Here is a 22561-nt window from a genome sequence, read left to right on the forward strand (position 1 = left end):
ATGACCAAGGATCTTACTCGGCTGCTGCGCCCCAAAAGCATCGCCGTCGTTGGCGGAGGAGCATGGTGTCAGCAGGTCATCTTGCAATCGGAACGCATGGGCTATGCTGGCCACATCTGGCCGGTACATCCCAAAGCAAATGAAATCGCCGGGCACGCGGCTTTTGCCCGCCTCGAAGACCTGCCCGCGGCCCCCGACGCAGCATTCATCGGGATAAACCGACACGCTACGATCGAGGCGGTTCAGGCCATGTGCGGCATGGGTGCAGGCGGGGCCGTGTGCTTTGCCTCCGGCTTTTCCGAAGCCGTGGCAGAAGACGACACCGGGGGCGACCTTCAGGACCAGCTGGTTGCAGCTGCAGGCGAGATGCCCATTTTGGGTCCGAACTGCTATGGCTTTATCAACGCGCTGGACGGGGCATTGCTGTGGCCCGATCAGCACGGCGCGACTCCGATCGAAAAGGGTGTCGCGATCCTGACCCAAAGCTCGAATATCTCGATCAACCTGACCATGCAGAAACGCGCTTTGCCGATTGCCTATATGGTGGCCTGCGGAAACATGGCGCAGACCGGCCAGGCCGAGATTGCCTCGGCTCTGCTCGACGATCCGCGCGTAACCGCAGTTGGGCTTCATGTCGAAGGGTTCAAGAATATTCGCGAGTGGGAAGCGCTGGCCGCCAAGGCGCATGCCAAAGGTATCCCTCTGGTTGCACTCAAGGTCGGTGCGTCTGAACATGCGCAGGCGGCAACTGTTTCTCACACCGCGTCTCTGGCGGGCAGCGATGCAGGGGCGCAGGCGCTGCTGGATCGTCTTGGCATCCCACGCTTGTCCGCTTTGCCCGACTTTCTGGAAACGCTTAAACTGCTGCACTGCTTTGGGCCACTGCCGGGCCCCAGCCTCGCTTCGATCAGTTGCTCAGGAGGCGAAGCCAGCCTGATTGCCGATATGGCTGTTGGTACCGGACTGACCTTTCCTCGCCTGACCAACGACAAAAAAGAAAATCTGCGCGCCGCGCTCGGCCCTATGGTCGCTTTGAACAATCCGCTGGACTACCACACTTACATCTGGCGCGACGCAGACGCGATGACACGAGCCTGGGCGGGAATGACCGGAGATGACATCGACCTGACTCTGTCCATCGTTGATTACCCGACGACCGATGCTACGGACTGGGCTTGTGCAACTCGTGCCGCATTGAACGTCCGCGCCGAAACCGGCGCGCGATTTGCTATTGCCTCGACTCTCCCTGAGCTTTTGCCCGAACACGCAGCATTAGAGCTGATGGCTGGCGGTGTCGTCCCTTTGATGGGGTTGCGTGAAGCCCTTTCTGCCGCCCGCGCCGCACATCAAGTCGCGGCACCTGCAACTGAACCCGTGTGCCTGCCGGGTGGGGCAGAAGCGACCAAGACGCTGACCGAAAGCGCGTCCAAACAGGAACTGGCAGCCCATGGTCTGCGCATTCCGCAAAATTGCACCGTTTCGGTGACTGACGCGGCATGTACCTCAGCGCAGGGCATGCAGGGGCCGTTCGCCGTCAAGGGAGTTGGACTGGCTCATAAGTCGGAACATGCTGCCGTGCGCCTTGGTGTAGAAGCGTCTGACATTTCCAAGGTAGCGGCCGATATTGGCACCGAAGAGATCCTGATCGAAGAGATGATAACCGGAACAGTTGCCGAGTTACTGGTTGGCGTGGTTCGCGACCCTGCTCATGGCTTTGTTCTGACACTCGGCGCGGGCGGTGTTTTGACCGAAATACTGCGAGACACGGTTTCTCTGCTTGTACCTAGCACGGCCAAAGACATTCGCGCGGCACTTGGCCAGCTCAAAATCGCTCCGCTGTTGGTGGGCTATCGTGGCCAGCCAGCGGCTGATATGGATGCGATAGTCGATGCAATTCAGGCAGTTCAGGCCTATGTCGTGAAGAACGCTGACACGCTCGGCGAGGTCGAAATCAATCCGCTCCTCTGCACGCCGGACAGGGCTGTGGCAGTGGACGCCCTCATCAGAAAGGCCTGAAACATGGACCCGATCAAAACCCGGCGCGACGGCGCGATCCTTGAGGTGACGCTTGACCGGCCCAAGGCCAATGCAATCGATCTGGCCACCAGCCGCATCATGGGTGATGTCTTTGCAGAATTCCGCGACGACCCTGACCTGCGTGTCGCTATTCTGACCGGTGCGGGTGAGAAGTTCTTTTGCCCAGGCTGGGATTTGAAAGCCGCAGCTGACGGCGATGCCGTTGACGGCGATTACGGCGTGGGTGGCTTCGGCGGATTGCAAGAACTGCGTGACCTAAACAAACCGGTCATCGCTGCGGTCAACGGCATCGCCTGCGGCGGTGGCCTGGAACTGGCCATCTCGGCGGACATGATCCTCGCAGCGGAACACGCCACGTTTGCCCTGCCCGAAATTCGTTCTGGCACAGTTGCGGATGCGGCCAGTGTGAAACTGCCGAAGCGCATTCCTTACCACATCGCGATGGAGCTGCTTTTGACCGGGCGCTGGTTCGATGCCGAAGAGGCCAATCGCTGGGGACTGGTAAATGAAATCCTCCCAGCCGATCAATTGATGGACCGGGCATGGGAGCTGGCCCGTCTGTTGGCGTCAGGTCCTCCGCTAGTCTACGCGGCAATCAAAGAGGTTGTGCGCGATGCCGAGGACAGCAAATTCCAGGATGCGATGAACCGCATCACCAAACGCCAGTTACGCACGGTGGATGTGCTGTACTCCAGCGAGGATCAGTTGGAAGGTGCCCGCGCCTTTGCCGAAAAGCGCGACCCGGTCTGGCAAGGCAAGTGAACGCTCAACGAGGTGGAGGTGTCAGCCATTGCGCCGACATCCCAAAGTTGGAGTCCTTAATTTCCTGTTTCGCAATGGCTTGCAAATGCACCTCATCCGGACCGTCGGCGTACCGCAACGCCCGCGCCCAGGTGTAGCTGTCGGCCAGTGGTGTATCCGGCGTCATTCCCATGGCGCCAAAAACCTGCATGGCACGGTCGGTTACGGTGGCATGCACATTGGGGGCCACAACTTTTATCAGAGAAATCTCACGCCGGGCGGCTTTGGCACCAACCTGATCAATTTTCCACGCGGCTTGCAGGGTCAGCAGCCGCGCCTGATCAATTTCCAAACGCGATTTTGCGATCCATTCCCGGATTACCCCTTGTTCCGAGAGCTTTTTGCCAAAGGTAGTCCGCTCCTGCGCGCGCTCAATCATCAACGATAGCGCCATTTCCGCCGCCCCGATTGAGCGCATGCAGTGATGGATACGGCCCGGGCCCAGACGTGCTTGCGCCAAAGCAAAACCGCTACCCTCGTCACCCAGAAGGTTACCGGCAGGTACGCGCACGTCCCTGAAAACCAGTTCAGCGTGCCCTTCGGGATCGTGCATGTTCAGGATCGTAGGATTACGGACGATTTCCAGACCCGGCGTGTCTTTGGGCACAATCACCATGCTCTGCTGTTTGTGCCGATCTGCATTGGGATCGGTTTTGCCCATGACGATGAACATCATGGTGTTCGGATGACAGGCGTTGGTAATAAACCACTTGCGGCCATTTATGATGTACTCATCCCCTTCGCGCCGGATTGACGTGGTGATGTTGGTGGCGTCCGAACTGGCTACATCCGGCTCGGTCATTGCAAAGGATGATCGGATTTCGCCATTCAGCAGCGGAACCAACCATTTCTCGCGCTGCTCTGGTGAGGCGAACATGTGCAATAGCTCCATGTTGCCGGTGTCGGGTGCGCTGCAATTGAATACCTCAGACGACCAGCTGACCTGCCCCATCAGTTCAGCTAGCGGGGCGTATTCCAGATTGGTCAGCCGCGTGCCAGGTTCGTCGTCGCGCAGGCTGGGCAGGAACAGGTTCCACAAGCCTTCAGACCGGGCCAGCGCTTTGAGATCCTCCATAAAGGAAACGGGGAAGTTGCCCGCCGTAATTTCGTCTTTGTGGTCGCGGATGCGCGGATAGATATGCGCCCCCATAAAGCTTTTTAGCTGTTCGCGATATTCCACGGTGCGCGGTGATGGGGCAAAATCCATAGTGGTCCCTTTTTCAGACTGAGCGACGACGCGCTAGGGTTCCTGACACCCTATCCCTGTCTTGGGCTTATATGAACCCGACTTGTTTGGTCTCAATGGTAAATTCCGACAGACAACAGGCAACCATTTCAATGTCTGTCACAAAGTATGGGTCTGTTGCTCAATCCGTCACATGACGATAAGCGTCTGAACGCACGACATGTACGTCAAAGCAACGGGGATCAGGTGTCCGAGCAGCAATTGAAAAAGTCGGATGACATTGCGCGCAAACTCTCGGCGCGGATTGTGCGCGGCGACCTTAAACCCGGGGAAAAGCTGCGGCAGGATTTGATCGCCCGCGAGTTTGGCGTCAGTCAGGTCACGGTGCGCGAAGCCCTACTGGTACTTGCCTCGCAGGGGCTGGTGACAGGTCTGCCACGCCGGGGGATGTGCGTTTCGCAGATGGATCAAAACGCAATTCAGGAGTTGCGGGTTATGCGCCGCGCGCTGGAACCTGTGGCGCTGCTGCATTCTGTTCCAAACCTCACTTCAGCTCAGATTGCCTTGATCGAACAGGTGCATGAAGACTGCGACAACGCTGAGACCGCCGATGACTGGGAGGAGGCCAACCAGCGTTTCCACATGGCGGTCATTGCGGCCTGCAATATGCCCCGAATGATCGCCGAGATCCAAAATCTACAATTGCTTTACACGTGGCACTTCAACAATCTGCACACTGCTAAGTGGCGTAGGCGCGCTGATCCGGATCATGCGGCTATCCTGGCCGCCATCAAGGATCGCGACGCCGCCAAAGCGCATGCCGTTATGCAGCGTCATTTGACCAGATTGGCCTGACCAGGATCAGCCGGGTTTCCGAGCGATGATCCATGTCGGGTGATAGGTCAGCGGAACGCCCGTGACGCTACCGAACTGCCTGATGTAATCGTTGCTGAAAGACAGCAGGCTGGATTTCGTCCAGGGCTTTTGCGCCCGCCCGTTCACACCGGTTCTACGCAGATGCTCAAGCACTTTTCGCGGCGAAGAAAACTGCATCTCGCGCTGCGTCTCACCGACCGAGACCACCTCCAGCAAACCTTCGACAGCCGCCACCATGTCATCTGCCCCGCACAGGCCTGGCGCTTTGGCTGCGGAACCGATGCAAACCAGTTCCCTATATTGTTCCGGGCCAAAACCCGACACCGCTAGATACCCGCCGGGAGCCAGAGACACTGCCGCCCGGCGCAGAAATGTTATCGGGTCCGGCAGCCACTGGATCATGGATGCTGACGTGATCAGATCGGGCCGGGAAGGCCAGGCGAGTATTTCGGCGTCGCCACACAGAAAATCAGCGCCGTGGACAAGTGCGGTCTCACGCGCCTCGGGTGACAGATCGTTGATAGTCAGCGAACCGAAGGAGAAACGCCCGCAAAGTCGTTGGGTCAAATGACCGGTTCCGCAACCAAACTCCAACGCCGAGGCAAAGTGCTTGGGCGCACCACTGTCGTCCAAGCCCTGCACCACGCGATCAGCGATCCACGCCTGTTGGCCTGCCGAGTCATGATAGGTTCGAAAGCTGCGGCTGAAACTGCGCTGGACGCGGTCGGTTAATTGAGCGTTCATGCGACCCAGTCCTCCCAACTTTGTCCATTGCGAAAGGGGACATGGGCCCCCGGAATCGTACGGGTCGCTTCCCGGTGTGCCGCCCAAGCAGCTTCCTGCGCGCGGGTGGGGATGATCCGATCCCGCTGCGGTATCCAGATCCGGTCAAACCCGGGGTCCGGTGCGGGGCCGCGTTTAATCACCGCGTAGAGCTCGGCCCGAGCCGCCTCGATGTCAATCTCGGGCGCAGGTCCCTCAAGCCCGGCGCGGCGGCAGAATTTGGCAAAGCTGTCCGCGCTCAGCTGTTCGGCCGTTGCCCGGATCATGTCGGGTGCAATGCCGCGTTCGGAATCCGCAGGCGACAACGTACCGCTGACCGCGATCAACCGATCCGGCTCACGACCCTTCTGATCCAGCCAATGCGCAGCCGACGCAACACCAAAGGAAAAGGCGATCAGGCTGACGTGCTCGTAACGCTCCAGGTCACTCAGCGGATCGTCCAACTCGGTGTAGTCCTGCACCAAAAGAACATCCGAGTTCGCCTCCATACCCTCGAACGGGGCAGCCCCGAGGGCCCAACCCCCAAAGACGACCAGCACATTTTCGGTGCAAGCGCGGATCAGCCAGCGCCGTTTCATGACATCCCTCTGACAAGTGACACCATGGCCGAAGTCACACGGCTCAGCTCATCCGGCGCGATAATATAGGGCGGCATGCAATAGATGTTCCGCGCAAACGGACGCAGCCACACGCCGGTTTCCGGTGCCAGTCCATGCGCGACCGATGGATCAACCCAATCCTCCATTTCAATGACGCCGATCGCCCCCAACACTCGAACGTCGGCGACCGCGGGCAAGTTGCGGGCCGGGGCGAGCTCTTGCGCCATTTGGTCAGCAATGGCGCGCACTTCGCCGCGCCAGTCCCTGACTGTCAGCTGATCCAGACTGGCAACGGCTGCCGCGCAGGCAAGAGGGTTGGCCATGTAGGTCGGACCGTGCATCAGCACGCTGGCCTCACTTTCGCCGATCCGGCGCGCGACGGTTTCAGTGGTAATCGTAGCGGCCAGCGTGATATGCCCGCCGGTCAAAGCCTTGCCCAAACACAGGATGTCCGGCACCACATCGGCGTGGTGCAGCGCAAACAGCTCTCCGGTGCGACCGAAACCTGTGGCGATCTCATCGAATATGACCAGCACGTCATGCGACTTGCACATCTCATACGCGCGCCGCAGCCATATCGGGTGGTAGAAATACATTCCCCCGGCGCCCTGAACGACGGGTTCAAGGATCAATCCCGCGATCTGATCGGCTTTGGTCTCAAGCAGCTGTTCCAGCGCGTTCAACCCGTTCAGGTCGCCATCTTCGGACCAGTCCTGCCCAAACGCGATCTGCGGGCGCGGCAGAAAATGCTGAACGGACAATGCCCCCGCGAACAGACCATGCATCCCGTTGACGGGATCGCACACACTCATCGCTTTCCAGGTGTCACCGTGGTAGCCGCCGCGAATGGTGGCAAACTGCGTCCGCCCGGTGCGGCCCTGGGCCATCTGGTACTGCACTGCCATTTTCAACGCCACTTCGATGGCAACCGACCCGCTGTCACTGTAGAAAATACGGTCCAGCCCGTCAGGCAACAGATCGATCAACCGTCGACCCAGCTCAATCGCGGGCGAATGGGTCAAGCCACCGAACATCACATGCGGCATATCCTCCAATTGCGCCTGCATCGCCCTGATGATGGCCGGGTGACGATGCCCATGCACCGCGCACCACCAGGACGACATTGCATCAATCATGCGGATTCCGCCATCGCGGGTTAGCCAGACGCCTTCGGCCCCGGTGATCAGATGCATCGGGCCCGGTTCCAACACGTTGGTATACGGGTGCCACAGATGGCGGGCGTCAAACTCGAGCGGGGTCACAGAGCGCTCCGGATTGCATCCGTGTCGATAGCGATGAAGGTCTCTGACACTGATTCACGGGACAGGTTGTCGATGAAAGGTAGGCGCCCCAGATGCCGGACTTTGCACATCTGGGCGATCGTCTGTTCCACATCCGGCTCGGCATCCCCAACAAAAGCCACGCCTATCACGTTGCATCCAGCGTTGCGCAGCGCCATCAGGGACAAGGTTGTGTGGTTGATCGTTCCCAGAGCCGTACGCGCAACCAAAACCACCGGAGCCTGCCACTGGGCAATCACGTCAAGGAAAAAGACCTCGCGGTTCAAAGGCACCATCAACCCGCCTGCACCTTCGACGACCATAGGGCCAGAGACCTGTGGCAAGGTCAAACGCGCTGGGTCAATCTCGATCCCCATTTCCTCGGCCGACAAATGCGGCGAGGCAGGCATGTTCAGACGATAGGCTTCGGGCAGCACATCGGCTCCGGTCAATGCCTTTACCGTTTCAGAGTCCGTTGCCTCTTCCAGGCCCGATTGCACCGGTTTCCAATAACACGCGCCAAGAGCGTCGGTCAGACCCGCAGCAAAAACGGTTTTACCGATACCGGTATCTGTGCCAACGACGATGACGGTACTCATGCTGCCTCGCTTTGATGCTGTGCCAGAGTTTCGAACAAGGCGGTGATATCCGTTTGTGTCACGTTGCCGGTGATCGAAATCCGCAGCCGCGACGTGCCGCGCGGAACCGTTGGCGGTCGGATGCCGCGAACATCGAACCCCTGCGCCCGCACGTCGGCGGCCGTGCTCATGGTCCGGGCATCGTCGCCCAGAATGACCGGGATGATCTGGCTGTTCAACGCGTCCTGCGGCACGCCACAACGCGCGGCTTCGGTATGCGCATAGTGCATACGGGCATTCGCAGCTTCGGTCAGGCCTGGGTCCGCTTGCAGATGTGTAAGAATCGCGCGCACAAGGGCGGCATTAAACGGAGACGGGGCTGTTGCAAATATGAAAGGCCGCGCGCGGTTGATCAGCGCATCGATCATCACCTGCCTTCCACAGATTAAACCGCCTGACACTCCCAGACCCTTACCGCACGTGTGCAGGGTCAGAACCTCGGCTGGCAGACCATGAGCCAAACCTTTGCCTAGTGGGCCAAAAACTCCGGTGGCATGGGCTTCATCCACAACGAGAACGGCATCATATTCGCCAGCCAGATCAGACAGCGCATTCAGCGGCGCAAGATCACCTTCCATGGAATAGACACTTTCCACCGCGATCCAGACCTGTCCCATCCCTCCGGCGGCCAACCAATCCGAAAGAACGCGCCTCGCATCCGCGACATCGTTATGGGCGAACGACCGTGTATCCGCGCGGCCCGTACGCATGCCTTCATGCGCGCTGGCGTGAACCAGATCATCAAACAAGATCAGGTCTCCGGCAGCTGGAAGGGTCGAGAAAATTGCCTGATTGGCCTGAAACCCACCGCCCATGAACAATGCAGCTTCGGACCCGAAGAACGCGGCCGCTTCCCTTTCCAATGCCTCGTGTTCCAGGTGATTGCCGCGCAACAAACGCGATCCGCCCGATCCCAGCGGCACGCTCCTGTCCAGGGCCTGCTGCGCAGCGTTTTTCAGGAACCGGGATTGCGACAGACCAAGATAGTCATTCGAGGCAAAGTCCAACCCACGCGTCGGGGCCAATACCCGGCGGCGATGCCGGGCACCCAGTGTTTCCAGCATTGAGTTCAGACGACCCAGTGCTTTCATTCAGCAGCGTCCGCAAGGCTTTGCCCGGCCACAGTTTCCGCTTGCAGGCCCAGCTTTGCAAACAGGATCGCATCTTTGTCTTCTTCTGGGTTTTCAGCAGTCAGAAGCGTCTCACCCACAAAGATCGAGTTTGCACCGGCCAAGAAGCACATGGCCTGATGCTCATCACTCATGTCGCTGCGTCCAGCGGATAGGCGCACATAGGATTTCGGCATCATAATCCGCGCGGTGGCAATGACGCGGACAAACTCGATCGGATCAATCGGCTTGGCGTCAGCCAGCGGTGTGTCTTCCTGCGGCATCAGCATGTTGATCGGCACGGACTCGGGCGCCGGACCCATATTGGCCAGCGTGACCAGCATATCGACGCGGTCGCCGATCTCTTCGCCCATGCCCAGGATACCGCCCGAACACACCTTGATCCCGGCATCCTGCACCCGGTTCATTGTGTCGATCCGGTCCGCAAAGGTGCGGGTAGTGATTACTTCGGGGTAATAACGTTCCGAGGTATCGATGTTATGGTTGTAATAGTCGAGGCCCGCGTCGCGCAGACGGATGACTTGATTGTCGTCCAGCATGCCCAGCGTCATGCAGGTTTCCATGCCCATTTCACGAACACCCTCGACCATAGCCACCAGGGCATCCATATCCCGATCCTTTGGCTCACGCCAAGCCGCGCCCATGCAGAAACGGGTCGCACCACCGTCACGCGCCTTACGCGCCTGCGACAGCACCCGCTCGACCTCGATCAGCTTGGATGCCGAAAGTTTCGAGCCGTTGCGCGCTGATTGCGAACAATAGGAACAATCCTCGGCGCAACCGCCTGTCTTGATCGACAGCAGTTTGGACGTCTGAATTTTGTTTGGATCAAAATTCTCGCGATGCACGGTCTGCGCGCGAAACAACAGGTCCATCAGAGGAAGATCATATACGGCTTGCGCCGCCTCACGGGTCCAAGTGGGAGTGGTGTTTTCCATTTTATCGATAATCTATCCAAAACTCCATGCCTGCTCTCTCTAATATCGATAAACGTCAAAACTACAACTTGAATCTGCAAAGCAAGCAAGAATACGCCCCGTCGTCAGCCTTGACATTCCCATCAAAAAGGGACGTCGGGCGAACCCAGGAACAGGCCGTCCAACAGCGCTCCTGCCAAAGTTCTTAAACAAGGCATTTGCGGCATTGAGCACCCTCGCATCACTTCTCAGATACCGGGCTTTCACTTATTGGATAAAAATCATGATATTCTAAATCGGTGATGTATAATGAACATCACGCTTATGTATTTTGAGCGCACGACTGCATTGAATGGGGAGGTTCCAATGCTTCGAGTGACTACTTTCTTCGTGACACTGATTTCTATACCAGCCGCCGCAATCGCCGATGCGGTACCCAGCAAAGAAGCAGCTGAAGGCACGTTTGCCGAGCGCCCCTTTTCCCCATATGCCAACCGTTCGTTTCCCGAACGTCCACTGTGGGGCGACACGCATCTGCACACTGGGCTTTCATTGGATGCCGGTGCATTTGGCAACACATTGCTTCCAGACGAAGCGTGGCGCTTTGCCAAGGGCGAACAGGTGATTTCGTCTACCGGACAGCCGGTACGGCTGGCACGACCTCTGGATTGGATGGTGCTGACGGATCATACCGACCTGATGGGTTTTGCCCCCGATCTGCAGGCAGGTAAGCCTGGTGTGCTTTCCGATCCCAAGGGTCTGGAATGGTACGAGGGGTATAAAGCGGGCGGAGAAGAAGCCGGCAAGGCAGCGTTCGACATTATAACAAATTTCTCTCAGATGACGCTGCCCGAAATTCTGTTGGAGTCTTATAGCCCCGGCGCGGACGCCTTCGCCTTTACCTGGGAACACATCGTTCTGGCAGCAGAACGTCATAACGATCCGGGCAATTTCACGGCGTTCATCGGCTTCGAGTGGACCTCGGTACCCAAGGGGTTCAACTTGCACAGAAACGTGATGCTGCGCGACGGGCCGATCCGCGCCTTGCAGGTTGTGCCGCCCGTTACGCAGCCGCCATATGGTGACACCGACCCCAAGGCGCTCTACGCATGGCTTGAGGAGTATGAGGCCAAGACCGGTGGCCGTGCCGTGGCCTTTGCCCATAACGGCAATCTGTCAAATGGCTGGATGTTTCCGACCGAAGACACTTACCATGGCGGCAAGGTCGACGAGGAATACGTTCAAAACCGCGCGCGGTGGGAACCTCATTACGAGGTCACGCAGATTAAGGGTGACGGCGAAGCGCACCCTTATCTGAGCCCCGACGACCCCTTTGCGGATTATGAAAACTGGGACGTCGGCAACCTCGACATCACTGAATTGAAGACCGAAGACATGCTGGCGGGCGAGTATGCACGCGAGGCGCTCAAACGCGGTTTGATGCTGGAAGAAAAGTTCGGCGTGAACCCTTACAAGTTCGGCATGGGCGGTGCGACGGACAGCCATACGTCTCTGGCAACCGCTGAAGAGGATAACTTCTTTGGCAAGTCCGTCAGCGTGGAACCGTCGGCGCGCAGAATCGAACACCCGTTCATCGCCAACGAACTGGGTGAGATTCCAGGGGATTTGCTGGTGGCGTCCGGTTATACCGCTGTATGGGCGTCCGAAAACACGCGCTCGGCCATTTTCGATGCATTCAAACGCCGTGAGACTTATGCCACCACCGGGCCGAGGATCGGTTTGCGCTTTTTTGGCGGCTGGGACTTTACCGAAGACGATATGCTAACCAGGCTGGTGGCCGATGTGGGTTACACAAAGGGCGTCCCAATGGGCAGCGATCTGCGACCGCGCGAAGGGGATGGCGCACCGAATTTTCTGATCGGCGCCCTGCGTGATCCAATCGGCGCAAACCTTGATCGGGTACAGGTCGTGAAGGGTTGGCTGGATGCCGAGGGTGAAATGCAGGAAAAGGTTTATGACGTCGCATGGTCAGACGACCGCACCTTGGACGCAGACGGGAACCTGCCCGAAGTTGGCAATACCGTAGATCTGGACACCGCCAGCTGGAGCAACACAATCGGCGCATCCGAACTGCTGACTGTTTGGAGCGATCCTGATTTCGACCCGAATGACCGGGCGTTCTACTACGTACGGGTCTTGGAGATCCCGACACCGCGCTGGGTGCTTTACGATAAGGTCAGATTTGGAATTGATCTACCAGCAGAGACTCAGCTTGTTCATCAGGAACGCGCGTATTCCTCGCCGATATGGTACACCCCCAGCGAGTGAGCAATCACTCGCGAACACCCCCTTCCAGGGGCGATCAGCGTCGCCCCTGGATTTCCACTATAGCTTTGGAAAGCAACCCAAACAGGCGGCGGAGCCGATTGACTCGTTCAGCGGTAAATCCCTACGGTTGAGACTGTTCTGGCGTGCTTTCAGGAATGGTCATGCGTGTATTGAAAGAACCTCTGTTCCACTTCATCCTGATCGGTGTTACGATTTTTGGCTGGTTCTACCTGGTTACACCTCCGATAGACACAGAAGAGCAAGATGAGACCATAATCATCGACGAAGGTGACATAAAACTTTTGACCGCGCGGTTTGAAACCACCTGGAAACGACCCCCTACGCAGGCAGAGCTGCAAACCCTCGTTAATGCGCTGGTTCGCGAAGAGGTTCTGGTCAGAGAAGCCCGAAAGCTTGGATTGGACCGGGGGGATCAGGTGATCCGGGCGCGGCTTGCGCAAAAAATGGACTTTCTGACCGATGCAATCGCATCGTCCGTGGAACCAGAAGATTCTGTACTGACTGCATATGTGCAGGAGAACCCCGCGGGTTTCACAACGCCCCGCCAATTTGCATTCGATCAAGTCTTTCTCGGAGAGGCTCCGCAAAAGGATGACGTTGAAGCAGCGCTTGCGTTGCTGAATTCAGGCGCAGACTGGACGGGTGTTGGCGCCCCGACCCTGTTGACGCGATCCATGCCGCTATCGGCGGACAGCGCAATTAATGCAACTTTCGGACGCGGTTTTTCAACGAGTCTTGAGACATTGGAACCGGGCATCTGGTCCGGTCCTATCCCGTCTGGGTACGGGCAGCATCTGGTCCGCGTTGCCGAAAAACGCAACCGGATTGTGCCACCACTCAACGACATCCGAGACGAGGTTTTGATGGCGTGGCGCCGGGACGCAGCCAACGAACTCGCGCAGGCGCAATATGAAACCCTTGCTGCGCAATACCAGATTGACCTGCCAGAGACCCTGGGGAACGCGCAATGAAAGCGTTCATCTGTGTGATGGCGGTATTCTTCGTGCTCTTACCAAAGCTCGCGTACGCCCACGCGCTTGATCCGGGATATCTTGACCTTCGACAACTGGCCCCAAACACTTGGCGGGTGGTGTGGCGCATACCGGACGTTCAGGGACAGCCGATGCGCATCGACGCGATCCTGCCTGTGCACTGCACCCCGGCACAAGGCCCTGAACCGGTGTCTGACCGTAATGCTTGGGTATCCGCATGGGTGGCCGAGTGCGAGGCTGAAATAGCAGGACACACGATCACCATCGACGGGCTTGAAGTGCAAAGAAACGATGTTCTGATGCGCATTCAGCCCCTGAATTCGGACATTGCTACACTGCGCTTTTCGCCTGAGGCACCGGAACTGACGATTCCGTCACAACCAACCACGTGGTCCGTATTGGTCAGCTACTTCCAACTGGGTTTCGAACATATTCTGGAAGGATGGGATCACCTTCTGTTTGTTTTTGCATTGTTTGTATTGGTTCGTGACCGCTGGAGGTTAGTTGGGGCGGTAACTGCCTTTACAGTTGCACATTCGATAACGCTGGCATTGGCTACCCTTGGGTTTCTACGAGTTCCCTCCAGTCCGGTCGAAGCCGTGATCGCACTATCGATTGTGTTTCTTGCCCTTGAAATCATCAAACACAAAGACGGCCAGCTCAGGCTGTCCGAACAATACCCATGGATTGTTTGCTTTTGCTTTGGTCTGCTGCACGGGCTTGGGTTTGCCGGCGCATTGTCAGAAATTGGCCTGCCGCCTCAGGACATCCCGGCCGCACTGCTTGCTTTTAATCTAGGAGTGGAAGCTGGCCAACTTGCGTTTATCGCCGTTTTGGCGTCGGTTGCTGCGGTTTGGCGCCTGCTTTCGAGATCAATGACCTCTGGTGGCCATTCAGTCACCAGATCCGCGACCGGCTATGCCATCGGATGCGTGTCCGTCTACTGGCTTATCGAGCGAGTAAGCTCGTTCTAAGGAGCAGCAGTCCGGGCAGTACACCTGCTTTAACGAAAGATGTACCCTTTCATTGGTCAGGCATAGGCGTGTCAGCGTTTGACGAGACCGTGGAATTTTCGGATAGAGTTCCGCATGATCCAGTCTCCTGTCCTTTGGTCTTTCCGTCGCTGCCCCTATGCCATCCGAGCCCGGCTTGCTATCGCCTCTGCCGGTGTAAAGGTTGAACTGCGTGAAATTCAGCTGCGGGACAAACCACAGGCCTTTGTACAAACATCACCGTCACGCACCGTACCCGCGCTTCGTCTGAAAGATCGGGTTCTGGATGAAAGTCTGGATATCATGATCTGGGCTCTCGGGCAAAATGATCCGCACCAACTGCTGAACATGCCAGACGAGGGCTGGGACCTGATTGCCAAAAACGATGGCCCGTTCAAAACCGCTCTGGATCACACCAAATACGCCGTTCGCTACCCGGAGTTGGACCATCAGACTGAACGCGCAAAAGCCGCCGTTTTTCTGGTTGATCTAAACACCAGATTGAGCGGGCGAGCATGGCTATTGGGGACCAAACCAACCATTGCCGATCTCGCCCTGCTTCCGTTTGTCCGTCAGTTTGCCCATGTAGACAGAGCATGGTTTGATGCTCAGCCCTGGCCAGATCTGATTGCCTGGCTGGATCGCTTTCTGGAAAGCGAAACCTTTGCTGGCGTCATGAGTAAATACCCACCCTGGTCCGAAGGCGACGCGCCTGTGATATTTGGCGGAACCGCAGACCGAGCCGACCAATAGTGCACCAGATTTCAGACACTCCCGTGCGACACGAATAGAACCCGCACTGAAACTGCGATGAAGAACAGAACGCTCCCGGTCAATACAAAGACGTGCCAAATCGTGTTATGGAAGGGCATCCAGTCCAGCAGAAAGAACGCAACACCAACGGTGTACACGACACCTCCAGCGATCATCAGCCAGAATACTGTCGGCGAAAGCTCTGTCAGCATGTCCTGTCCAGCCCATACCGCCGCCCAGCCCATCAACAGATAAAGACCAAGGCCGAACCACCGGAAACGGGCGGGATCGATCAATTTCAACAGTGATCCAAGGGTTGCCGAAGACCACAAACCAATCAAAAGACCAGGGGCCTGCGTACCGGACAGCAACAGGAACGGTGTATAGGTTCCGGCAATTTTCACATATATGCCGGAATGATCGAGACGACGCAGAAGGTCCGTCCATTTGTCACTTTCGATCATGTTGTACAGGGCGGAAAACGTAAGCATCAATAACAAAGTGACGCCATAGACCGAGGCACCAAGCACGGCCTCAGGCTCGGACCGATACAAGGCAGTGGTCGTGATCAGCACTGGAACCGCAATAACTGCGGACGCCACGCCCACAATGTGAACGACACCATCACTAAAACGCTCGGCCCGGCTATAGTCCGGACGGATACTCGAAAAAGACCACATTATGTTAACTTAGGCGCCAAACGGGAACCGGGCAAGTTCAGGTGGGATCATCGCCCGATTTGGGGTCTTTATATCTGTTGAGATCCAGGATGCCCGCCTGGATCGGTTTCTGGTCCAAAAACAGGTCATTGATCCGGTCGCTCAATGCCCAGAAATCGGGGCTGGTCCGGCGTACTCCATAATCCGCCACCACTGCCATAAAGTCGCTTTGCGAACGTATTGATTTCACAGCAGTCGTGAACGAGCTGAGCTGATCCTGTCCGACTTTGAAATAGAAATTCGGGTAACTGCCGATCAGCCCCGGCACAATCGTCACAACGTCTGCCGCCGGGTCCCGGCGCGCTTCTTCATCGAACGGAAAGGCGACGTTGTAGTGCGCCTTGTCATGCACAAGGGTGAACAATTCCGTCGCTCCGCTGTTATCCTCAAGAATAAGAATGGACAGGTCCGGCAAAAACTTCACCCAATCGCCGCGCTGGTCCGCCAGGTCACGCAGCGCAGACGCCGCACTATCGGCATCACCTTCAGAACAATCCCCCTGGGCGCACCGGTTGATCGGGTCCTTGACGGACCACAACCCATTGCCGCGCTCAAGCAGCGCCAGAAGGAACTCCTGTTTGGGCGAGGTCGTTTCAAAATCAATACCGCTGGGGAAATCGTCATCCACGCGCCGCCTGTGCCAATAAGTGTGCAGTTCGGCCAGCGCACCCTGATACCAGTTTGCATGCATCCGCGGCCGGACATCTTTCGGCATGAAAAACAGAAATGTGTCCTCGCTCTCCATTCTCAATTCATCCATGTAGAGCCGCGTGGACAGTTGATGCTCAACCCGACCGAAAACATCATAACCTGCCACCAAATCGTAATAGATGCGTTCGAAGATCGGGAAATCTATGACCCAAGCCGTTTCGGGAATGCCGCCGTGGAAACCGGTCATGGCTGACGCATTGTCGAAATGCCGAAACACCGTTATCAGCGCATTTGGGTTGGTGCCGTCGCCATCCCATATCGAGCTGTAATCGAACCCGGTCTGGTACACCGGAGCATCCCTGTATCTGGCATCTCGGAACTCAAGATACCGAACCTGATTTTTGTGCGAGAGACCGTGCAATGCGTCCAACGCGTTCCCGCCAGCCAGTGACACGGGCAGTTCCAGATACGCGGCCCCGTCCTCCAGATAGCTTGGGTTTGTGATCGACAAATCCGCGTCCGGGTCAAGGAAACTGACCCAGAACCGATCCTCGATCACATCAACTGCTGTTTCTCCGTGGCAGACAGGACCGCGAATAAAGCTGCGCACGAAAAACAGCGCGTCATCCAACAGGAACTGATAGCGGCTTTTGGCGGGCATCTGCATGAAAGTACTGAACGGATCACCACCTTCCGCATCTCCGTAACGCGGCAGTTCGGTCAGCGTCCAATCGGGTGCGAGGAACAACTGCCGAAACCGTGCCATGCGATCCGGCCCGAGTGTGTAAACAAGGTGTTCCTTGTGCACGATGGTTTCGTTGATTTCATGCAGTCGGTAGTAGAACGTGTCAGACCCCGGATCGTCAAAAGGACGTCGCGTCGCGATAATATCAATGTCTTCACCGGATGGGGTGGTCGAGCGCACGAGTTGGAAGAACCGTCTTGGCGTTTCTCCGTCGAAATGAAGCCGGGCCAGAAACAGATGTTCATAAAGATACCGGCTCATCAACTGACTGCGCAGGTCGTCCGTGTTCAGAAAAGATTCCCATTCTGTGATCTGGCTCTGAATCTCGTCAGGAATATCGGCGGTTCCTGAGGGTAACGGCGCACCGCTGCGCACCCAGGCCATGAGGGTCTGATAGTCATCATTTGCTAGCGGTGCCGCAGCGTAGGGCATACCTGCCTGTGGATGGTGCCGGCTGAATCTGTCGAACTCACCCGAAGTCGGACAGATCAACGGGCGATCAAGTGCCAAACCAAGTACATCAGGAAGGGGGGCGTCGACAGGCAAGGGGTTCTGGCGGCTCAGCTCGACGTACCGTTCAAGCAGGCCCGGGGTATCGGCCTCTCCCTGGACTGAGTGAAACCCCAACGCCCGCCATTCAGGAACGGTCTGTGCATCTATTCCAAGGCGGGTGGGTTGGGCATCCGTCAGACGTTCGGTGTGGTAAACGGCCTGTTTACTGCCCCCCCGCAGCAGCCCCTGGGGCGAGGTCAGTTTTAACTGGCAGGGCGCATCATAGCAGCTGTGACAAACGACACAGCGACGGTCCATGATCGACTTTACATCGTCCCAGGTCTGGTCTTGCACGAGCGGCGCTGTGGCCTCCTGCGCCCTAAGCTGGGACGCGAAAGCAAAGATAGTGACCCAGGACAATGCAATTATGGATATCAGGATCAGTCGACCTTTACGCATAAAGCTTTCTCCTGCCTGTTGCAGAATACCAATCGTGAACAGGTACTCACCCCCTAAGCTGCCATTATCATTGCAGTTACGGGCGGCATTAGGCAAGAAACGCTTTCCCGGCAGGGGTCAGTCGATGTGGTACCCGGGCGTCGATTGTGAGATTGTCCTTTCCTCATCCGTCATTTCTACCGGGATACCTTCGTACAAGGGCGTGCTCAGGTAACGTTCGCCGGTATCGGGCAACATGCACAGGACCGACGCGCCGGGCTCCGCATTTTCAGCAATGCCGACCGCAACAGCAAAGGTCGCGCCGCCGGAAATACCAGTCAAAATACCTTCCTGACTGGCCAGTTTTTGCGCCCACTCGACGCCGCTGGGTCCTGCCACGGGGATCAACTGGTCATAATAGCTGTTGTCGATGGTTTCCTGCAGGACTGACGGGATAAAATCAGGCGTCCAGCCTTGAATCACATGCGGTTCAAAGGCGGGATGGCTGGAGATTGGGTCATTGTCCTTGCCACGTTCGGTGGCGATGCCGCTGCCCAGCAACTGCGCATTCGCGGGTTCGGTTAGTATGATCTTGGTTTCCGGTCTCTCGCTGCGCAGAACCCTCGAAACACCTGTGACCGTGCCGCCGGTGCCATAGCCGGTTACAAGATAGTCCAGCCGCTGACCATCAAAGTCACCCATAATCTCACGCGCAGTCGTGGCTGCGTGGATCTCGGCATTTGCCTGCGTTTCAAACTGCCGGGCCAGAAACCAGCCGTGCTGTTCGGCCAGTTCGGCGGCTTTGCGATACATTCCGAACCCTTTTTCGGCCTTGGGGGTCAACACAACCTTGGCCCCCAGCATTCGCATCAATTGACGGCGCTCGGTTGAAAAGCTCTCGGCCATTGTGACCACCAACGGATAGCCTTTTTGCGCACAGACCATCGCCAGACCGATGCCGGTGTTGCCACTGGTTGCCTCGACAACTGTCTGACCAGGTTTTAGTGCACCGCTGCGTTCGGCGGCTTCAATGATATTGACGGCCAGACGATCCTTGACCGAGCCTGCCGGATTGAAGGCCTCGAATTTGACAAACAGATTGACGCCCTTCGGCCCCAGATTATTGACTCGGATCGTCGGGGTGTTGCCGATCGTATCAAGCACGCTATCGAAGATACGACCATTTCCCGATGTAGTTCTGAGACTTGAGTTTGTCATTGGGGGTCCTCACCTAATCAAATGTCTGGCAATATGCCTTGCTTATAGAACAGCATTTGCGCCTGGCTTCACGCACACTGTGCAAAGTCGTGGCACCCGCCGGGTAAAAGAGCAAGGGTTGTCCTTCATTCCACTGAGTACAGGTAGGGCTTAAAGGGACAGGACCACCGCGTCAGACCCATCTGCCGGAACCGCACAACAGATCAGCACGTCGTCTTCTGAATGGTCAGCCGTCGGTTCAGTGCGATAGGCAACTTTGCCCGCGATTTTGCGGGTCAGGCAGCTTCCGCAAGAGCCTGAACGACACGAAAACGGCGGTGTCAGCCCTTGCGCCTCGGCGACCTCAAGCAAAGTGGAGTCTCCTTGCTCCCACTTAACGTCCCGGCCACTGGCTTGGAACGTGACCGTGGCCGCCTCGGCCTCTGGCTCGGGTTCGAAACGCGGAGCAGCCTCATCAATACGACGTTTGAGCGAGGCAGGCCCGAAACTTTCGGCAAAGATCCGACCGTCCGCGACCCCTAATTCACGCAGCATGTCATAGACAGCTTGCATGAATGGCGCCGGGCCGCACAGAAAAATATCATAGTCGTCCAGGGCCAGCCTGTCGCGGATCATATTGGGAGTAATGTAACCCTTTTCGTCAAAATCCACGCCTACGCGGGCATAGCTTTCGGGCTGTGAAATGACCGAGATATAGCGAATTTCGCTTTTAGTTTCTGCCCAGCGCAATTCGTCATGAAAGGCACGGTCCGCCACAGTGCGCGCAGCATGAAAAATGGTCAGTTGCCGCGTGTGACGGGTTCGTGCACCCTCGTTCAACACGTGCCGGGTCATCGACATCATCGGCGTAACTCCGACACCACCGGCAAACAATACGGCGGGGCGCGTGTTGGCCGCATTCATATAGAACTGGCCCTGAGGGGCTTTGACCTCGACAACATCACCGATTGAAAGCCTGTCATGCAGGTAATTCGAAACCACACCACCCGGCTCGCGTTTGACGGATATCCGATACCCTGCGTCGCCAGGCGCTGAGGAAACCGAATAGGTTCGGGTTGCTGGAGTGGTGCCATCGGGATAGACCCGAACCGTCAGAAATTGGCCTGCTTCAAAGGATAACAAAGGCAGATCATCCACAGGCTCAAAAGTGAAGGACCGGATCGTTTCACTTTCGTCCTGCACGTCGGAAACCCGCAGGGGCCGCCATTTGTGACGCAGGTCCTCGGCCTTTTGCCGGGAGTCAACGGCCTGCCAGTTGTCAGCCATCAGGCTGTTGGGCGAGAACTCCAGAAAATCGGCCCGAAACGGCAAGGCATCATAGATGCGCAGACCATGATCTAGTTCGAACCGCCAGCCCCTGAGAGCACCTTGGAAATCTGCGATGTCGGGGTGGTCATCAGGCAACACCTCGACCGATCCGGTCAGCATCAACAGATCACCGGTCTGATAGTCCGGAAACAGCAGGCCCGCCCTTGGGTTCACCAAAAAATTGCCCAGCGTATTGAAGAAGTTGTTGCCGGAAAAATCCGGCACCAGAAGGCCGTTGCCCTCAACCTTGACGAACCCTGCCTTCCCGCCCCGGTGCGAGACATCAACGCCGACATGCTCGGCGGTATTTGCGGTGCTGGCAACGTAAAATGAACTGGCTTCGGTGATTTTATCCCGTGCCTTTGTATCCAGACTAAAAAACCGATCGCTGCGGCGGCGCTCGATCACAGCCTCAGGCGCGCGAATAAACGAAACATCGTGCGTTTGAATGTATTGCGGGCAGTTTCCAAAGGACTGAACGACATCCAGTGAAAAGCCACCCTTACCGACTTGACCCACGGTGGCATTCATCCGGTTGCGGCGGCGGGTGGACAGCTCTACCCCGACAACGCCGATTGGAGCCCCGGCTTCAAGCGCGGCACTAAGCGGATCGTCATCCAACGGCTTCACGCTTACATCCAGACGCCGATCATGCGGCGAGCTTAGGAAACCGGGCCTGCCAGAAATCATCGAGGCCCATGGCCAGCCGTCCGAACCGACACTGCCGACGACGAGGAATGGGAGCTTACCAAAAAACTCCCGATGCTGTTCAGGCATGAAAGGTCGGATGAAATTCCGACCCATTTCCTCCATTTTGTCCCTTTTGCCGATACGGGACTGCATCTCTTGCTCACCTGCGTGGAATGGTGAAGTTTCCGCTTTGAATTGTGTATTCATGACGCACCTCGTGGACAGGGGGCGAATGGTCAGCCGCTAGTCAATACGGCCGACCAGCGAAACGGGCAGAGTCAGGCGGCGTTTAACCCAACTGCTGTACTGGGCATGGGAACAAAGCCGTCCAGCGCCTCGATATTTGCCAGCAGGCGGCGTACGTTGCCGTAAGGCTCAAGCGGCACACCGCCTTCGGGTGCATGTGCCGTGTAGCTGTAGATGGCGACATCCGCGATGGTCGGCGCGTCACCAACCAGCCACTGACGCCCTTTTAGGTGGGCATCCAGTTTAGTCAGAACTTTGGCTGCCGTCGCATGCGTGAATTCGATGTCAAACGGGGCGTTGAACACTGTGATCAATCGCGCGGCTGCCGGGCCAAAGGCGATTTCTCCGGCAGCGAGGGTCAAGAACTTCTGCACCTCGGCCTCAAGCACCGGATCCGAAGGCAGGTAGGACGGCGCATATTTCCGGGCCAGATAAATCAATATGGCGTTACTGTCGCTGATGACCGCGTCGCCGTCCTCCAAAACTGGCACCTGACCGGCCGGGTTCAGCGCCAGGAACGCGTCACTTCTTTGCTCACCGCCTGCAAGATCAACGTCGATAACGTCATGCTTGATACCGGCAAGACTGGCAAACAAGACGGCACGATGTGCGTGCCCAGACAAGGGAAAGCTGTGAATTCGGATGGGGTTGGACATCTGATGGCTCTTTCTGTTTCAGAAGTTTGGCTGAAGATCAGCATCTGAGCACCAGACATAAATTGAAATCTTTTGGGCGATAATATATCCATTTGGTGATTTAC

Annotated in this window: 19 protein-coding genes; 7 read left to right on the top strand and 12 right to left on the bottom strand. The window is 57.2% G+C overall.

The window, feature by feature from the left end; translation table 11 throughout:
* Together ACR0IY_RS12780 and ACR0IY_RS12785 are read left to right on the top strand one after the other, a co-directional pair.
* Nucleotides 1-2016 (top strand): acetate--CoA ligase family protein, encoded by a 2016-nt coding sequence (locus tag ACR0IY_RS12780; RefSeq protein WP_480673831.1) that lies wholly within the window; start codon nt 1-3, stop codon nt 2014-2016.
* A gap of 3 nt (nt 2017-2019) precedes the next feature.
* Entirely contained in the window at nt 2020-2799 is a 780-nt protein-coding gene (locus ACR0IY_RS12785) for a carnitinyl-CoA dehydratase (RefSeq protein ID WP_480673833.1), read from the top strand.
* Nucleotides 2800-2803: 4 nt separating this feature from the next.
* Here the strand turns inward: ACR0IY_RS12785 and ACR0IY_RS12790 are convergent, their stop codons facing one another.
* Nucleotides 2804-4045: an acyl-CoA dehydrogenase family protein gene (locus ACR0IY_RS12790; RefSeq protein WP_480673835.1), complete on the bottom strand. Its 1242-nt coding sequence runs from the start codon at nt 4043-4045 to the stop codon at nt 2804-2806.
* A gap of 147 nt (nt 4046-4192) precedes the next feature.
* Between ACR0IY_RS12790 and ACR0IY_RS12795 the strand changes: the two genes are divergently transcribed.
* A complete protein-coding gene (locus tag ACR0IY_RS12795) occupies nt 4193-4879 on the top strand; it encodes a GntR family transcriptional regulator (protein ID WP_480673837.1) in 687 nt (228 codons plus the stop codon).
* Between the two features lie 6 nt (nt 4880-4885).
* Here ACR0IY_RS12795 and ACR0IY_RS12800 read toward each other — a convergent pair whose 3' ends face one another.
* The 6 genes from ACR0IY_RS12800 to bioB are packed head-to-tail and all read right to left on the bottom strand — an operon-like array spanning nt 4886 to nt 10268.
* Nucleotides 4886-5644: a methyltransferase domain-containing protein gene (locus ACR0IY_RS12800; protein ID WP_480673839.1), complete on the bottom strand. Its 759-nt coding sequence runs from the start codon at nt 5642-5644 to the stop codon at nt 4886-4888.
* Nucleotides 5641-6261: a pimeloyl-ACP methyl esterase BioG family protein gene (locus tag ACR0IY_RS12805; RefSeq protein WP_480673841.1), complete on the bottom strand. Its 621-nt coding sequence runs from the start codon at nt 6259-6261 to the stop codon at nt 5641-5643. The genes ACR0IY_RS12800 and ACR0IY_RS12805 overlap by 4 nt, the downstream gene beginning before the upstream one ends.
* Nucleotides 6258-7544, bottom strand: a complete 1287-nt coding sequence (gene bioA / locus ACR0IY_RS12810) for an adenosylmethionine--8-amino-7-oxononanoate transaminase (protein WP_480673843.1) — start codon at nt 7542-7544, stop codon at nt 6258-6260. Before bioA ends, ACR0IY_RS12805 begins: the two co-directional genes overlap by 4 nt.
* Nucleotides 7541-8161: a dethiobiotin synthase gene (gene bioD, locus ACR0IY_RS12815; RefSeq protein WP_480673845.1), complete on the bottom strand. Its 621-nt coding sequence runs from the start codon at nt 8159-8161 to the stop codon at nt 7541-7543. Before bioD ends, bioA begins: the two co-directional genes overlap by 4 nt.
* Complete coding sequence (locus ACR0IY_RS12820; RefSeq protein WP_480673847.1) at nt 8158-9291, bottom strand: 8-amino-7-oxononanoate synthase; 1134 nt, start codon at nt 9289-9291, stop codon at nt 8158-8160. The genes bioD and ACR0IY_RS12820 overlap by 4 nt, the downstream gene beginning before the upstream one ends.
* Nucleotides 9288-10268, bottom strand: a complete 981-nt coding sequence (gene bioB / locus ACR0IY_RS12825) for a biotin synthase BioB (protein ID WP_480673849.1) — start codon at nt 10266-10268, stop codon at nt 9288-9290. The genes ACR0IY_RS12820 and bioB overlap by 4 nt, the downstream gene beginning before the upstream one ends.
* Before the next feature lie 345 nt (nt 10269-10613).
* Between bioB and ACR0IY_RS12830 the strand changes: the two genes are divergently transcribed.
* The 4 genes from ACR0IY_RS12830 to ACR0IY_RS12845 all read left to right on the top strand — a co-directional run bounded on the left by ACR0IY_RS12830 (nt 10614) and on the right by ACR0IY_RS12845 (nt 15294).
* A complete protein-coding gene (locus ACR0IY_RS12830) occupies nt 10614-12536 on the top strand; it encodes a DUF3604 domain-containing protein (RefSeq protein ID WP_480673850.1) in 1923 nt (640 codons plus the stop codon).
* Nucleotides 12537-12697: 161 nt separating this feature from the next.
* Nucleotides 12698-13528: a peptidyl-prolyl cis-trans isomerase gene (locus tag ACR0IY_RS12835; protein WP_480673852.1), complete on the top strand. Its 831-nt coding sequence runs from the start codon at nt 12698-12700 to the stop codon at nt 13526-13528.
* Nucleotides 13525-14523 carry a HupE/UreJ family protein gene (locus ACR0IY_RS12840; protein ID WP_480673854.1) on the top strand — a complete coding sequence of 333 codons (999 nt, stop codon included), beginning with the start codon at nt 13525-13527 and terminating at the stop codon, nt 14521-14523. The genes ACR0IY_RS12835 and ACR0IY_RS12840 overlap by 4 nt, the downstream gene beginning before the upstream one ends.
* 114 nt (nt 14524-14637) lie before the next feature.
* On the top strand, nt 14638-15294 hold the full coding sequence (locus ACR0IY_RS12845) for a glutathione S-transferase (RefSeq protein ID WP_480673856.1): 657 nt from the start codon (nt 14638-14640) through the stop codon (nt 15292-15294).
* Nucleotides 15295-15305: 11 nt separating this feature from the next.
* Here the strand turns inward: ACR0IY_RS12845 and trhA are convergent, their stop codons facing one another.
* The 5 genes from trhA to ACR0IY_RS12870 all read right to left on the bottom strand — a co-directional run bounded on the left by trhA (nt 15306) and on the right by ACR0IY_RS12870 (nt 22457).
* On the bottom strand, nt 15306-15974 hold the full coding sequence (gene trhA, locus ACR0IY_RS12850) for a PAQR family membrane homeostasis protein TrhA (RefSeq protein WP_480673858.1): 669 nt from the start codon (nt 15972-15974) through the stop codon (nt 15306-15308).
* Nucleotides 15975-16011: 37 nt separating this feature from the next.
* The gene (locus ACR0IY_RS12855; protein ID WP_480673860.1) at nt 16012-18360 is read right to left on the bottom strand and encodes a fatty acid cis/trans isomerase; all 2349 of its coding nucleotides are present in this window, start codon (nt 18358-18360) and stop codon (nt 16012-16014) included.
* 117 nt (nt 18361-18477) lie between these two features.
* Nucleotides 18478-19557, bottom strand: coding sequence for a PLP-dependent cysteine synthase family protein (locus ACR0IY_RS12860; RefSeq protein ID WP_480673862.1), 1080 nt, complete (start codon nt 19555-19557; stop codon nt 18478-18480).
* A 150-nt stretch (nt 19558-19707) separates the two neighbouring features.
* Nucleotides 19708-21762: an FAD-binding oxidoreductase gene (locus ACR0IY_RS12865; protein ID WP_480673863.1), complete on the bottom strand. Its 2055-nt coding sequence runs from the start codon at nt 21760-21762 to the stop codon at nt 19708-19710.
* A 71-nt stretch (nt 21763-21833) separates the two neighbouring features.
* A complete protein-coding gene (locus ACR0IY_RS12870) occupies nt 21834-22457 on the bottom strand; it encodes a glutathione S-transferase family protein (RefSeq protein ID WP_480673865.1) in 624 nt (207 codons plus the stop codon).
* Nucleotides 22458-22561 lie beyond the last annotated feature (104 nt).

The sequence above is a fragment of the Ruegeria sp. BC1 genome (assembly GCF_056539305.1).